This window comes from Pseudomonas sp. KBN10P06128, from assembly GCF_037574945.1.
GTDB classification, from domain to species: domain Bacteria; phylum Pseudomonadota; class Gammaproteobacteria; order Pseudomonadales; family Pseudomonadaceae; genus Pseudomonas; species Pseudomonas aeruginosa.
In genome coordinates this window covers 2,150,683-2,163,589 of sequence record NZ_JBBELR010000001.1, presented here as the reverse complement: position 1 = coordinate 2,163,589, position 12,907 = coordinate 2,150,683, and the positions used below count along the sequence as shown (strand labels likewise).

Here is a 12,907-nt window from a genome sequence, read left to right as displayed (position 1 = left end):
CCAGCCCGCCGCGGCGCCAGCCATGAACGAAAACGGGGGCTTCGACGCCCCCGTTCTGCTCCGCGCCGCCAGCGTCATTCGCGCTTGATGAGGATTTCCACCCGGCGATTCTCGGCCCGCCCTTCGCGAGTCTTGTTGTCGGCGACCGGCTGGCTTTCGCCCAATCCCTGCACGCCGACGATGATGCTCGAAGGCACCCCGGCATCGATCAGATAGTTCGCCACGGCATTCGCGCGCCGTTCCGACAGCTTCTGGTTGTAGGCATCGGAACCGACGCTGTCGGTATGCCCGGTGATACTCAGGCGCGTACTGGCCGCCTCGCCTTTCAGGCGTTCGGCGATGCCGTTGAGCTTCTCGCTGTCGGCGGCGTCCACCTTCGACGAATCGAAGGCGAAGTGCAGGTCGCGCACGACAATGGTTTCTTCCTTGACGACAGGAGGCGGCGGCGCGACTTCCTCGACCGGCTGCGGAGGCGGCGGTGCGACCTGTTCGCCGGCACCGTGCACCCAGCAATAGGCAGCACCGACGCCACCACCGATCAAGGCGCCCCAGCCGGCCCAGCTGCTGCTTTCGATCGCGCCCAGGCCGGCGCCGGTAACACCACCGACCGCCGCACAGGTCGGCCAGTCGCTTTTCTGCAACCCTGCGCAACCGGTCAGCAAGCCGCTGACCAGAATCAGGGGTAAAGCGGTCCTCGTGATGCTCATTGGAACTCTCCTCGTGGATCGGTTGTAACCGACAAATAGGGAGTAAAGACCCCAGCCGAAAAAAGCGCCAGCACTAGGCCATGCAGGCGCTTCAGGCTAGTCTTGGCGAATCCCAGGAGAGTGTTTTCCCATGAGCGAACCGATTTCTCCCCGCACCCCGCAGCAGGCCCTGGCCGCGTTGCTCGCCCGCTACGCGCCGAAGCGCTTGCTGCTGGTCGGCGCCAGCCGGCTGCCGGCGGTGGAGGCCTTCATCCACAACCATCCGCAGTGCCAACTGGCGCACAGCCCGGCGGCGGCATTGCCCGCCGAACTGGCCGGCCAGCGCTTCGACCTGGCGCTGTTCGTCGATTGCCTGGAACACCTGCCGCAGCGCACCGGTCTGCAGTTGCTCGCGGGCGTGCGCAACCTGAACGCCAGCCGGGTCGCCGTACTGGTCGACCTCGAGGCCAGCGACTGGCAGGAAACCGACTTCTTCGCCCTCGCCATGCAGAACAGCGAACGCTTCCAGCGCGAAGGCCAGACGCTGACCCTGTACACCTACGACCTGTACGAATACAAGCAGGTCCCCGATTGGCTGAACGCCAAGTTCTGGGCCAACCCGGAAAACTTCGGCAAGTACTGGTGGTAACCATGACCCAACCCTCCTGTCCCTGCGGCAGCGGCGACCCGCTCGACGATTGCTGCGGCCGCTATCACCAGGGACATCCCGCGCCCACCGCGGAAGCCCTGATGCGCTCGCGCTACAGCGCCTATGCCCTCGGACTGGTGGACTACCTGCGCGACACCACGCTGCCGGCGCAACAGGCCGGCCTCGATCTCGACGGCATCCGCGCCTGGAGCCACGGCAGCACCTGGCTCGGCCTGGAGGTGGAAAACCACGAGGTGCTCGGCGGCCAGCCGGAGCATGCGCGAGTCACCTTCGTCGCGCGCTGGCACGACGCCGACGGGGAACATGCCCATCGCGAATGTTCCGGCTTCGTCCAGCGCAACGGTCGCTGGTACTTCCTCGATCCGACCGTGGCCCTGAAACTCGGCCGCAACGATCCCTGCCCCTGCGGCGCCGGCGGCAAGCTGAAGAAATGCTGCGGTCCATGGATCACCTGATGCATTCGCTCGCCAGCTATATCCGCGCCATCCATGCCCTGCCCTCGCCAGTCTCGATAAGCGATGCGCAGGTCGAAGAGCAACAGCGCTGCGAGGACGGCGTCGAGATCCACAGCTGCGAAGCGCTCTACCGTTTCGACAACGGCGTGCGCCTGCGCCAGCACTGCGAGCGCGACCTCCTGCCGAGCAGCGGGGCCTGCGAGGAATGCTGGATCGGCTACGAAGTGCTGGATTCCGCCGGGCGGGAAATCAGCCCACGCTACAAGCACTTCGTCAACGCCTGCCAGGAACGCTTCTGGTTGCGCATGCACGCCTGAGATGCTGCGCCAGGCGGCGCGGTTTGGGCGTTGACGAGCGCTCGGGTAGAATGCGCAGCCTTTTCATCCGGGCCCCATCCCCATGCTGCTGACCGTGCTCTACATCATCGCCATCACCGCCGAAGCCATGACCGGCGCGCTGTCGGCCGGCCGGCGCAGCATGGACCTGTTCGGCGTGGTGCTGATCGCCTGCGTCACCGCTCTGGGCGGCGGCTCGGTACGCGACATGCTGCTGGGCCATTACCCGCTGACCTGGGTCCGTCACCCGGAATACCTGGCGCTGACCGCAGTCGCCGCGCTGGTCACGGTGTTCATCGCGCCGCTGATGCGCCACCTGCGCTCGCTGTTCCTGGTACTCGACGCGGTCGGCCTGGTGGCCTTCACCCTGATCGGCTGCCAGGTCAGCCTGGAAATGGGCCACAGCCTGCTGATCGCGGCGATCAGCGGGGTGATCACCGGGGTGTTCGGCGGCATTCTCCGCGACATCCTGTGCAACGACGTACCCTTGATCTTCCGCCGCGAACTCTATGCCAGCGTGTCCTTCGCCAGCGCCTGGTGCTACCTGATCTGCGTGGAGCTGGAACTGCCCTCCGAACAGGCGATGCTGATCACCCTGTTCAGCGGCTTCCTGTTCCGCCTGCTGGCCATCCGCTTCCACTGGGAAATGCCCAAGTTCGTCTACCAGGACGATTTCGACCACTGAGGCAAGCGCCTGCCCCTGGTCGACGCGTTCCTCCAACCCCGCGCCTGTCCCCGATGCCACGGCCCGCGACGCGGTTATCCGCCCCACGCCCTGGCTTGTCGCAGGCCGCTGCCCGCCTCAGTCCTGCAGGCGCAGGTGGCTGGTGTCCGGAGCCGGAGCCGCTGGCTCGGAGCGTGCCTGGCCCATGTCGCTACCGACCGGGGCGACGCTGAAGCGGCTCAGGTCGAGCTTCGGCGCCTCGGCTTCGGCCTTGGCGTCCTGTAGGTCGGCGCCTACCGGAGCCAGGCCGAAATCCGGCGCATCGACCTCGGCGAACGCCGCCATGTAGCCGTCCCGCGGCGCTACCTGCAAGCGTCCGGCGGGCGCGCTGGTACCAGTAGCGGCGCGGGTCTGCGGGGCCTCCACGGGAGTCGTCTGCGCAGGCGGCGGCGCCATGACCACCTCCTCGATCTCCATCTCGGCGACCACGGCGATCGCTCCCGCTCGCTCCAGCACGCTGCGGTATTTTTCCGCGGAGGCGGCATCGAGGTTGTTCTTGATCACCACCCGGCGGCCGGAGAACAGCAGTTCGATACGCTGCGCGTCGGCCTGGAACAGCTTGGCCAGGTTGGCCTTGACCACCTCGGGACGGGCGCCGGCGACCAACTGGCCGGAAAAGGCGATTTCAAAGCGGCTCATTGGCATCTCTCCGAGTGAAGGGCCGCTCGGCATGGCGGCCCTGGCGTTTCGTCGAGCGATTGTACCCATCGACAGCCACGCGTGGAGTGACTGGGTCCGGCAAATCGGCCGGCGGGTCCGTTCAGGTTAGCCGAGCCGGTCACGCCAGCCGACGGGAAGACTTGCACGGGCGTACGCGCTTCTCCATGCTCCCCCGACTGCGCTATGGGAAACATATGGACACAGGCCTGTACCTGAAACATCTTTCCTCTATACAACAATAAGTTGCAGCACAATCACTGCTTGTTAAACTGGGGCGTCTCGGGGGGAATAGCATGAATTACCAGGCGCAAATGATAAGAATTATCAGCCTAATAATGGCGTGGGGAGTTCTCTCCCATCTCTCGGGCTGCAGCTGGATGACCGGCAGCTTCGAAGACCCCGACGTCAAGCTGCTGAAGGTGGAAGTGGTCAAGGCACGCTTGCTGGAACAGGAGTTCGTGATGCGCTTCCGCATCGACAACCCCAACGATTTCAGCCTGCCGGTACGCGGCCTGCAGTACGCCGTGCAACTGAACGACATCCAGCTCGCAGAAGGCGAGTCCGGCCAGTGGTTCACGGTTCCCGCCCACGGCCACGAGGTATTCGACGTGCCGGTGCGAACCAATCTCTGGCGCCACATGAAATACATCGTCAAGCTCCTCGAGCGTCCCGAGGAGCCGATCCGCTACCGCCTGCAGGGCGAAGTGAAGACCGGACTGATGTTCGGCCGCAGCGTGCACCTGAGACGAAATGGCGAGATAATTCCCGGCGATTTCATCCCAGAATAGGTCCACCATGAGTCAGGAACCCCACGTACACGGCCCGAACTGCAACCACGACCACGATCATCATCACGATCATGGCCATGGTCATGTCCATGGTCCGCACTGCAACCACAGCCACGAGCCGGTGCGCAATCCGCTCAAGGCCGTAGGCCGCAACGATCCCTGCCCCTGCGGCAGCGAGAAGAAATTCAAGAAGTGCCACGGCGCCTGACCCTTCGCACGCGCCGGCATCCGAAGGCCCGCTGAGCAGCGGGCCTTTTCGTTGGCGCGCCACCAGCCCTGCCGGGGCGTCATGCGCGACAGCGGTTTGCATCGAACCTAGGTTCCTGGCGTAGAGTCTTCCGTTCGTAGCCCATCGACGAGCCGGAGACGCACCGATGATCGACCTGTACTACTGGACCACCCCGAACGGCCACAAGATTACTCTTTTCCTGGAAGAAACCGGCCTGCCCTACGCCATCCATCCGATCAACATCAGCCAGGGCGACCAGTTCCAGGCGGATTTCCTGAAGGTGTCGCCGAACAACAAGATTCCCGCCATCGTCGATCGCCAACCAGCCGACGGCGGCGCTCCCCTGTCGCTGTTCGAGTCCGGCGCCATCCTGCTCTATCTCGCGGAAAAGACCGGACGGTTCCTCGCCAAGGACCTGCGCGCGCGCCAGGAAACCCTGCAGTGGCTGTTCTGGCAGATGGGCGGGCTGGGGCCGATGGCCGGGCAGAACCACCATTTCAACCGCTTCGCCCCGGAGAAGATTCCCTACGCCATCGACCGTTACGTCAAGGAAACCGCGCGCCTGTACGGCGTTCTCGACCAGCGCCTGGCGGACCGCGCCTTCGTCGCCGGCGACGACTACAGCATCGCCGACATGGCCATCTATCCGTGGATCGTCCCACATCAGTGGCAGGAGCAGGATCTCGCCGACTTCCCACACCTGCAGCGCTGGTTCGAGAGCATTCGCCAGCGTCCGGCGACGCAACGCGCCTATGCTTTGGTGGAGCGCATCAATCCGCCGCAGTAGCGGGTCCCGAGCCGGCCTGCGGACGTCCTCGCGGACGATCGCAGGCGGAGCTTGCGCAGCCCTGCGCTCCTCACTAACGTAGCGCCTCTCGACGCGACCACTCCCGCAGGAGCCCCCACCCCATGGCCTCGCCAGCCTTCATGCGTTTTCTTCCCCGTTGCGGCGCCGCCGCGGCCTTCGGCACCCTCCTGGGCCTGGCCGGTTGCCAGTCCTGGCTCGACGATCGCTACGCCGACAGCCTGCCGCCGACCTCCGGCGTGCAACCGATCAAGGGCCTGGCGCAAAACGTATCGATCCGGCGCAACGCGCTGGGCATGCCACTGATCGAAACCGGCACCTTCCATGATGCGTTGTTCGCCCTGGGCTACGTACACGCCTCCGACCGCCTGAGCCAGATGGTCAGCCTGCGCCTGCTGGCCCAGGGACGGCTGGCCGAGATGGTCGGCCCCGGCGCGCTGGAGATCGACCGTTTCATGCGTACCGTGAACCTGCGCCAGGCCGCGGAGATCCAGTACAGGAACGCCTCGCCGCGCCTGCAACGCTTCTTCGAGGTCTACGCGCGCGGGGTCAACGCCTACCTGTATCGCTATCGCGACAAGCTGCCGATGGACCTGGCCCAGTCCGGCTACCGTCCGGAATACTGGAAGCCCGAGGACTCGGCCCTGGTCTTCGCCCTGCTCAACTTCGGCCTGGCGGTGAACCTACAGGAAGAAGTCGCCTCGCTGACGCTCGCGCAGAAGGTCGGCAGCGACAAGCTGGCCTGGCTGACGCCGACCTATCCCGACGAAAACCTGCCGTTCGACGAGGCGGAAAAGCTCAAGGGCCTGCGCCTGGACGGGCAGGTTCCCGGCCTCGCGGGCGTCGAGGGCGCGGCGCGGCAGGTCGCAGCGCTGAGCATGCTCGGGGTCGCCGCCTCGAACAACTGGGCTATCGCGCCACAACGCAGCCGCAGCGGCAAGAGCCTGATGGCCAACGACACCCATCTGCCACTGAGCATGCCGTCGGTGTGGAACTACGTACAGATCCGCTCGCCCAAGTACCAGGCCGCGGGCGTTTCCATCGCCGGTCTGCCGGGCGTGGTGGCGGGCTTCAACGGCAAGCTGGCCTGGGGCATGACCATGGTCCTGGGCGACAACCAGGATCTCTACCTGGAACAGTTGCGACGCCAGGGCAACCGGCTCTATTACCTGGCCGACGGCAAGTGGCAGCCAACCCGCGAACGCCAGGAAACCTTCTTCATCAAGGGCCAGCGGCCGATCCGCGAGGTCATCCACGAAACCCGCCATGGCCCGCTGCTCAACAGCGCCCTGGGCGAACGCAAGAACATCCTCCAGCCGCTGCCGCTGAAGAGCGGCTACGGACTGGCCTACCGGAGCATCCAGCAGGAAGCCGACAAGACCCTGGACGGCTTCTTCGACCTGTCGCGGGCCAAGACCATCGAGCAGGCCTTCGACGCCACCCGCGAGATTCGCGCGATGCCGCTGAACATCGTGTTCGCCGACGAAAAGCACATCGGCTGGCAGGTCACCGGACGCTATCCGAACCGCAAGGAGGGTCGCGGCCTGCTGCCCTCCCCTGGCTGGGACGGCCGCTACGACTGGGATGGCTATGCCGACCCGATCCTCCACCCCTCCGACCAGGACCCGCAGCAGGGCTGGCTGGGTACCGCCAACCACCGCACCGTGCAACCCGGCTACGGCGCTCAGTTGTCCAACTCCTGGTACTACCCGGAGCGCGCCGAGCGCATCGCCCAGCTCGCCGGTGCCAGCAAGAGCCACGACACCCAGAGCATGATCCGCATGCAGTACGACCAGACCTCGCTGTTCGTCGCCAAGCTGCAAGCCATGTTCGACAATCCCGGCATGGCGGCGCCGCTGCGCCAGGCCATCGACGCCTTGCCGGAGGCGCAACGCAGCCGGGCGCGGGAGGCCTACGACCGGCTGATGGCGTTCGACGGCAAGCTGACAGCCAGCTCCAGCGACGCCGCGCTGTACGGCGCCTTCCTCCACGAGAGCGCCAGGCAGATATTCCTCGACGAGCTAGGACCGGAAGACGGTCCTGCCTGGAAAGCCTTCGTCGAGACCGCCAACCTCTCCTACTCGGCGCAAGCCGACCACCTGCTCGGGCGCGACGACAGTCCGTTCTGGGACGATACCCGCACTCCGCAGAAGGAGGACAAGCCGGCAATCCTCGCGCGCAGCCTCGCCGCCGCCGTGGAGTTCTGCGAACAGCGACTGGGGAGCGAGCGCAAGGCCTGGCAATGGGGCAAGCTGCACACCTACGAATGGCGGAGCGACAGCTCGAAAATGGCCCCCTACCTGGGCGCCGGCGAGCGCGCCGGACTCGGCGCGATCAAGGGCTACCTCGATCGCGGGCCCTATCCGGCCGGCGGCGACCACACCACGCTGGACGTATCGGCCTACGGCTGGGGCCAGGACTTCGACACTTGGCTGATCCCGGCGATGCGGCTAATCGTCGACTTCGGCCAGAGCGAACCGATGATCGGCGTGAACAGCAGCGGCCAATCCGGCAATCCGGCCAGCCCGCACTACGCCGACGGTATCGACGCCTGGCTCAAGGGGCGCTACGTCAGCTTCCCGTTCCAGCCACAGAACCTCGATCGCGTTTACGGCAACAAGCGGCTGACGCTCACTCCCGCTCGCTGAACGGACGGCGCGGAACTTTCCTCCGCGCCGTGGCTCTGAACAGCCGACTTACTCCATGATCATCTTCAGGGCGTCCTTCCGGACGCCCTTCTTTTATCCCCCTCCCGGAAAGCCTCCGTTTTCTCGAAAGCCCGGGCACGGGATCGAACTGATCTCACTCCTCTCCGGCCTCTTCCACGGGCGCCACCAGCGCCCGGTCCAGCCAGTCCGTCGGCAGGCTCTTGCTGGCACGGGCACCGAGCAGCTTGAGTTGCTCGCTGCGACTGATCAGGTTGCCACGTCCCTCGGTGAGCTTGTTGCGCGCCGCGGCATAGGCCTTGTCCAGTTGCTGCAGGCGCGAACCGACCTCATCGAGGTCCTGGACGAAGAGCACGAACTTGTCATACAGCGAACCGGCACGTTCGGCGATTTCCCGCGCATTCTGGTTCTGCCGCTCCTGGCGCCAGAGGCTGTCGATTACCCGCAGGGTGGCCAGCAGGGTGGTCGGGCTGACTATCACGATATTCTGCGCGAAGGCGTCCTGGAACAGGTTCGGCTCGGCCTGCAGGGCCGTCGAGAAAGCCGCCTCGATCGGCATGAACAGCAGGACGAAGTCGAGGCTGTGCAACCCTTCCAGGCGTCGATAGTCCTTGCCGGAGAGGCCTTTCACATGGTTGCGCAACGACGTTACGTGCTGCTTCAGCGCCTGCTGGCGCAACAGATCGTCGTCAGCGGCGATGTATTGCTGGTAGGCCGTGAGACTGACCTTGGCATCCACCACCACCTGCTTGTCGCCGGGCAGGCGGATCAGCACGTCCGGCTGGAAGCGTTCGCCCTCGGCGCCCTTCAGGCTGACCTGGGTCTCGTATTCCCGGCCTTTTTCCAGGCCCGCATGCTCGAGCACCCGCTCCAGCACCAGTTCGCCCCAGTTGCCCTGGGTCTTCTGGCCCTTGAGCGCGCGGGTCAGGTTGGTCGCTTCCTCGCCCAGGCGCAGGTTGAGCTGCTGCAGACGCTCCAGTTCCTTGCTCAGGGAGAAACGCTCGCGCGCTTCCTGCTGGTAGCTTTCCTCCACCCGCTTCTCGAACGCCTGGATGCGCTCCTTGAGCGGATCGAGCATCTGCCCCAGGCGCTGCTGACTGGTTTCGGCGAAACGCTGTTCGCGTTCGTCGAAGATCTTTCCCGCCAGTTCGGCGAACTGTGCCCGCAACTCGTCGCGGGCCGACTGCAGGTCGGTCAGGCGCTGCTGGTGGCTTTCCTGCTGCTCGCGCAGTTCCGCAGCCAGCGCAGCCCGTTCGGAAGCCAGGCGACGCACTTCCTCTTCCCGGCCCTGGCGCTCGCTGGCCCAACGTGCCTCCGCCTGGGACGCCCGTTGCCGCTCCTCCCCCATCAACTCGGCTTCCCGACGCAGCGCGGCGACCTCACCGGAGAGCCTGGCATGGCGCTCGCCGAGTTGCTGGTAAGCCTCCCTGCTGGTCTCCAACTGCGCATTCAGCCCGTCCTGGGCCAGTTGCGCGGTCGCCAGTCGCTCGCCGAGCAAGGCTATCTCGCGCTCCGCCAGGCTGGCCCTTCTCTGTAGCTGCCATGCCAGGCCGGCCAGGGGAATCGCGGCAGCCAGCAGGCCAAGCAACAGGTTCGGTAGATCGACGGGCATGGGGCACTCCAGCGGAAAACGACGCAACACCCGCCTGGCAGGCGCGCGTGCAGCGGATTCTAGGTTCTTGGGAAAAGACCGTCGAGCGAATAGCGCCGCGCCGAACGAGCACTCCGCTTCCGAGCTGTGCATAACCCCATGCGCAGGACATTTCAGATACTTCCGTAACGGAAGCCATCGCCCTGCGCCCTTCGCCGCCGGGATATTTCTGCTTCCACGGCATTTTTGTCGCGGCTACAGGGCTTGCCTTGGAGCGTGCGATGTGCTGTCGAGCAAGCGCTTGGGAAATCCACAGATCCTGTGGATAACCCAGTGGAAAAGCCCCTAAAAAACTGCCGAACCCCCGATGGAGTGGGGCTATGGGACAGATTGACGATTTTTTCACCAACTATTTTTATCGTTATTTTTCAATAAGTTACGTTTCAAACATGAAAAATCAAGCGTTTAGAGCCTAACGCTCTCAACCCTTGACAAGCTGCTTTCCATTTGTGCACAAATTTTCGCCGAAGCCTCTTGCCGCCCCATTGCAGGGCAATGCCGTTCGAAATCCTCAGCCACTCTTTCCCTCGGGGCATGTAGGCCAGCCCTGCCCAACAGGCAGGTGGCGGCCTTCAGACGGTGCCCCCGGATCGCTGGCAACCGTGCCCCCCTCCACTCACGCCGGATGCGGCAACTTTCCGTCCACCAGGAACAGCTCCCAGGAGAAGATTTTCGGCGACCCCGGCACATGCGCCGGCTTGAAGGCCACGTAACCGGCCGTGGTTTCGCACAGCCAGGGCGTCAGGTTGCGAGGACGCTTTTCGGTGAAGGCCGCGGGCGTGAACAGGGCGACATTGCAGCCGCGCTCCGGGCAACGCGCCGAACGGTATTCGAATGCCTGCACCCCGGCGCTGCGCATGGCACTTCCCAGTTCCTGGGGAGCGCGGTAGTCGGCGATGTCGGTCAGCGCAGCCTCGTGATCGGAGAAAGGCGGCGCCTGCAGACGGATTCCCCGCTCCACCTTCCAGCCCGCCTCGAACGAAGCGTGCTCGGACAGAATCCTCCCGCTCGGTGGCGGCACCGCCATGCCACTCCACAGGACACAACGGTAATACGCGCTTTCGGCCATGGCCGTTTCCAGCTTCAACGCGGCGTAGAACAGGCTTGGCTCGTGACGACGGCCAAACCGCGACCCCCAACGCAAGGGCGGATAACGGAACGGGGTCTTCAACAGGTAATGCAATGGCTCGGCATCCGCCGGCACCGGCGGCTTGCTCGACTCGAGCAGTTCCTCGAGCAACGCCTGTTCTTCCAGGGTGTCGACCAATTGCAGGGTCGCCACCTGCTCCTGGCTCTCCACCAACCGCACCAGCCGCCCCTGGAGCGGTCGGACATGCCGCTCACCCTTGCACTGTCGCCAGATCTCGCTCACCTTCCGCCCCTCGCTTCCTGTGGTGTCGGATGCCAGCGTAGCGGCACCGCAGTCTCCATTCAGCCAGGCGTGTCGCCTCTGGCTGCCAGCCTTTTCCGTGACAGGCGTAGGCCCCCGTACAGGCGCGCCGGGCATCAGACCTTGCCGCGGATCGCATCGAGGTATTCCAGCACATGAACCAGGCCCTGCACCTGTCCCATCAGTGCCAGCGGCTCGCCCGCCAGGTGATGGTTGGGAGTGCGCAGGAAGTGGCGCATGTCCTCCTGCTGCCCGCCGAACAGGGCATACAGTGCGCGATAGACCCGCACCAGCAGCAGAGCCAGCTCGCCGGTCTTGCTGTCCACCCGCAGGCCCTGGGTCTTCCAGCGGCTGATGGCGCTGCGATCGACGCCGACGATGCCGGCCAGTTCGAGCTGCGTCAGCCCCAATTGCTCGCGCGCGGCCAGGACGGCCTTGGCCAGGACAGCATCGGCGCTGGGACGTTCCTTGATGAGAGCGCTCATGACGACCTCCTCATGTGTGTTTACAACAAACTATCATTATTTTGCTGAAAACACACCTTGATTCGGTCGAACCTAGAGAACCACGCGCAAGCATTGACCGGCGTGATAGAGAGAAAAACCCATCTCGTAGGCGCAACTGCGCAGCCTGGCCGCGGGGACGGGCTTCATGTCACTGAACGGCAACGGCAATGTCGCTCGCTCGCCGCTCAGCAGGTAGTCGGCGAACGCCTTGCCCACTACCGTACCGGTGGTCACGCCGCGTCCGTTGTAGCCGGTCACCGCCAGCAAGCCTTGCGCAGGCTCGAACAGGCGCATCAGATGATCGGGGGTGAAGGCGATGCAACCCGTCCAGCTGTACTCCCAGTTGACCTGGCCCAGGTCGGGAAAGTAATGGCTCTGGATTCGATCGGCCCATTGCCGCAGGAACCAGGCGGGCTTGTTCGCGCCATTGCCGAGGCTTCCCAGCAACAGGCGGCCCTGGGCATCGCGACGGATGCTGCTGAGCACCGTCCTGGTGTCCCAGGAACCCTGGCCGTGAGGCAGGATGCGCTCGGCCGCGGCGCCGTGCAGCGGCGCCGAAGCCACCTGGTAGTAGTAGCCGGGAAAGAAGTGCCGCCTCAGGTTGGTCCACTCGCCCTCGGTATAGGCGTTGGAGGCGATCACCACCTGTTCCGCCAGTACCGCCCCCGCGGCGCTGCGCACCGCCCACAGCGCGCCCTGCCGCTCCAGGGCGAGCACCGGCGAGCGCTGGTACAGTTGCCCGCCACGCTGTACGACGGCAGTGGCCAGTCCGCGCGAATAGGCCATGGGATTGAGAGTGCCGGCGCGTCGGTCGAGCAACGCCGCGCTGATTCGCCGGGTGCCGCAGGCCTCGTGGCAAGCCGCGCCGGTCAGCAACTCCAGCGGAGCGCCGCGGCGCGTCCACTGCGCGTGACGGCGTTGCAGATCGGCCACGCCGCTGGCGTTGTGCGACATGTGCAGGGTGCCCTCGCGGCGCAACTGGCAATCGATGCCGAGGCGTTCGATGGTCTCCATCACCAGCGCCGGCGCCCGCCCCAGCACGGCGTTGAGCTTTTCTCCCTGCTCGGCGCCGAGGGTGGCGACCACCTCGTCCGGGGGAATCCAGGTGCCGGCGTTGATCAATCCGACATTACGTCCCGACCCGCCGTGGCCGACCTCGTACGCTTCCAGCACGCACACCGAACGGCCCGCCTCCAGCAGGTGGAGCGCCGCCGAAAGCCCGGTGAAACCGGCGCCGATCACACATACGTCGGCGCGCTGCTCGCCGTTCAGGCTCGCCGCTCCGGACAGGCGAGGCGTAACCACTTCCCACAAACACCGTTGCTGCAAACCGCCCATGCGC

Annotated in this window: 14 protein-coding genes; 8 read left to right on the top strand and 6 right to left on the bottom strand. The window is 65.3% G+C overall.

Translation table 11 applies throughout. The annotated features are described in order from the left end of the window. Positions 1–74: 74 nt before the first annotated feature. Positions 75–707: an OmpA family protein gene (locus VQ065_RS10325; RefSeq protein WP_003082015.1), complete on the bottom strand. Its 633-nt coding sequence runs from the start codon at positions 705–707 to the stop codon at positions 75–77. A gap of 130 nt (positions 708–837) precedes the next feature. Between VQ065_RS10325 and VQ065_RS10320 the strand changes: the two genes are divergently transcribed. The 4 genes from VQ065_RS10320 (at position 838) to VQ065_RS10305 (ending at position 2,831) form a co-directional block, all read left to right on the top strand. After that, positions 838–1,335 (top strand): DUF6231 family protein, encoded by a 498-nt coding sequence (locus VQ065_RS10320; protein WP_003086343.1) that lies wholly within the window; start codon positions 838–840, stop codon positions 1,333–1,335. 2 nt (positions 1,336–1,337) lie between these two features. Further along, complete coding sequence (locus VQ065_RS10315) at positions 1,338–1,811, top strand: YchJ family protein (RefSeq protein WP_003082003.1); 474 nt, start codon at positions 1,338–1,340, stop codon at positions 1,809–1,811. Next, positions 1,811–2,128 carry a hypothetical protein gene (locus tag VQ065_RS10310; protein WP_003086341.1) on the top strand — a complete coding sequence of 106 codons (318 nt, stop codon included), beginning with the start codon at positions 1,811–1,813 and terminating at the stop codon, positions 2,126–2,128. Before VQ065_RS10315 ends, VQ065_RS10310 begins: the two co-directional genes overlap by 1 nt. Positions 2,129–2,210: 82 nt before the next feature. Then, positions 2,211–2,831, top strand: coding sequence for a trimeric intracellular cation channel family protein (locus tag VQ065_RS10305; RefSeq protein WP_003081997.1), 621 nt, complete (start codon positions 2,211–2,213; stop codon positions 2,829–2,831). 117 nt (positions 2,832–2,948) lie between these two features. Here the strand turns inward: VQ065_RS10305 and VQ065_RS10300 are convergent, their stop codons facing one another. After that, positions 2,949–3,509, bottom strand: coding sequence for a hypothetical protein (locus tag VQ065_RS10300; RefSeq protein ID WP_003086339.1), 561 nt, complete (start codon positions 3,507–3,509; stop codon positions 2,949–2,951). Between the two features lie 314 nt (positions 3,510–3,823). On the opposite strand from VQ065_RS10300, the gene VQ065_RS10295 reads away from it, so the two are divergent. The 4 genes from VQ065_RS10295 (at position 3,824) to quiP (ending at position 8,000) form a co-directional block, all read left to right on the top strand. Continuing rightward, positions 3,824–4,318 (top strand): LEA type 2 family protein, encoded by a 495-nt coding sequence (locus VQ065_RS10295; protein WP_003081986.1) that lies wholly within the window; start codon positions 3,824–3,826, stop codon positions 4,316–4,318. A 7-nt stretch (positions 4,319–4,325) separates the two neighbouring features. Further along, complete coding sequence (locus VQ065_RS10290) at positions 4,326–4,526, top strand: SEC-C metal-binding domain-containing protein (protein ID WP_003081984.1); 201 nt, start codon at positions 4,326–4,328, stop codon at positions 4,524–4,526. Between the two features lie 166 nt (positions 4,527–4,692). Beyond that, a complete protein-coding gene (locus VQ065_RS10285) occupies positions 4,693–5,334 on the top strand; it encodes a glutathione binding-like protein (protein ID WP_003081964.1) in 642 nt (213 codons plus the stop codon). A gap of 122 nt (positions 5,335–5,456) precedes the next feature. After that, on the top strand, positions 5,457–8,000 hold the full coding sequence (gene quiP / locus VQ065_RS10280; protein ID WP_003134033.1) for an acyl-homoserine-lactone acylase QuiP: 2,544 nt from the start codon (positions 5,457–5,459) through the stop codon (positions 7,998–8,000). A gap of 154 nt (positions 8,001–8,154) precedes the next feature. Here quiP and rmuC read toward each other — a convergent pair whose 3' ends face one another. From rmuC to amaA, 4 genes are all read right to left on the bottom strand, one after another. Then, positions 8,155–9,516, bottom strand: coding sequence for a DNA recombination protein RmuC (rmuC, locus tag VQ065_RS10275; RefSeq protein ID WP_003081943.1), 1,362 nt, complete (start codon positions 9,514–9,516; stop codon positions 8,155–8,157). 769 nt (positions 9,517–10,285) lie between these two features. Beyond that, positions 10,286–11,041: an RES family NAD+ phosphorylase gene (locus VQ065_RS10270; RefSeq protein WP_003086331.1), complete on the bottom strand. Its 756-nt coding sequence runs from the start codon at positions 11,039–11,041 to the stop codon at positions 10,286–10,288. 134 nt (positions 11,042–11,175) lie between these two features. After that, positions 11,176–11,544 (bottom strand): antitoxin Xre/MbcA/ParS toxin-binding domain-containing protein, encoded by a 369-nt coding sequence (locus VQ065_RS10265; protein WP_003086329.1) that lies wholly within the window; start codon positions 11,542–11,544, stop codon positions 11,176–11,178. 72 nt (positions 11,545–11,616) lie between these two features. Beyond that, on the bottom strand, positions 11,617–12,903 hold the full coding sequence (amaA, locus tag VQ065_RS10260; RefSeq protein WP_003086327.1) for an L-pipecolate oxidase: 1,287 nt from the start codon (positions 12,901–12,903) through the stop codon (positions 11,617–11,619). Positions 12,904–12,907: the final 4 nt, after the last annotated feature.

What these genes read in the sequence shown, in the direction of transcription:
- VQ065_RS10325 (WP_003082015.1), bottom strand. Translation starts at nt 707, where the DNA reads ATGAGCATCACGAGGACCGCTTTACCCCTGATTCTGGTCAGCGGCTTG.
- VQ065_RS10320 (WP_003086343.1), top strand. Translation starts at nt 838, where the DNA reads ATGAGCGAACCGATTTCTCCCCGCACCCCGCAGCAGGCCCTGGCCGCG.
- VQ065_RS10315 (WP_003082003.1), top strand. Translation starts at nt 1,338, where the DNA reads ATGACCCAACCCTCCTGTCCCTGCGGCAGCGGCGACCCGCTCGACGAT.
- VQ065_RS10310 (WP_003086341.1), top strand. Translation starts at nt 1,811, where the DNA reads ATGCATTCGCTCGCCAGCTATATCCGCGCCATCCATGCCCTGCCCTCG.
- VQ065_RS10305 (WP_003081997.1), top strand. Translation starts at nt 2,211, where the DNA reads ATGCTGCTGACCGTGCTCTACATCATCGCCATCACCGCCGAAGCCATG.
- VQ065_RS10300 (WP_003086339.1), bottom strand. Translation starts at nt 3,509, where the DNA reads ATGAGCCGCTTTGAAATCGCCTTTTCCGGCCAGTTGGTCGCCGGCGCC.
- VQ065_RS10295 (WP_003081986.1), top strand. Translation starts at nt 3,824, where the DNA reads ATGAATTACCAGGCGCAAATGATAAGAATTATCAGCCTAATAATGGCG.
- VQ065_RS10290 (WP_003081984.1), top strand. Translation starts at nt 4,326, where the DNA reads ATGAGTCAGGAACCCCACGTACACGGCCCGAACTGCAACCACGACCAC.
- VQ065_RS10285 (WP_003081964.1), top strand. Translation starts at nt 4,693, where the DNA reads ATGATCGACCTGTACTACTGGACCACCCCGAACGGCCACAAGATTACT.
- quiP (WP_003134033.1), top strand. Translation starts at nt 5,457, where the DNA reads ATGGCCTCGCCAGCCTTCATGCGTTTTCTTCCCCGTTGCGGCGCCGCC.
- VQ065_RS10265 (WP_003086329.1), bottom strand. Translation starts at nt 11,544, where the DNA reads ATGAGCGCTCTCATCAAGGAACGTCCCAGCGCCGATGCTGTCCTGGCC.
- amaA (WP_003086327.1), bottom strand. Translation starts at nt 12,903, where the DNA reads ATGGGCGGTTTGCAGCAACGGTGTTTGTGGGAAGTGGTTACGCCTCGC.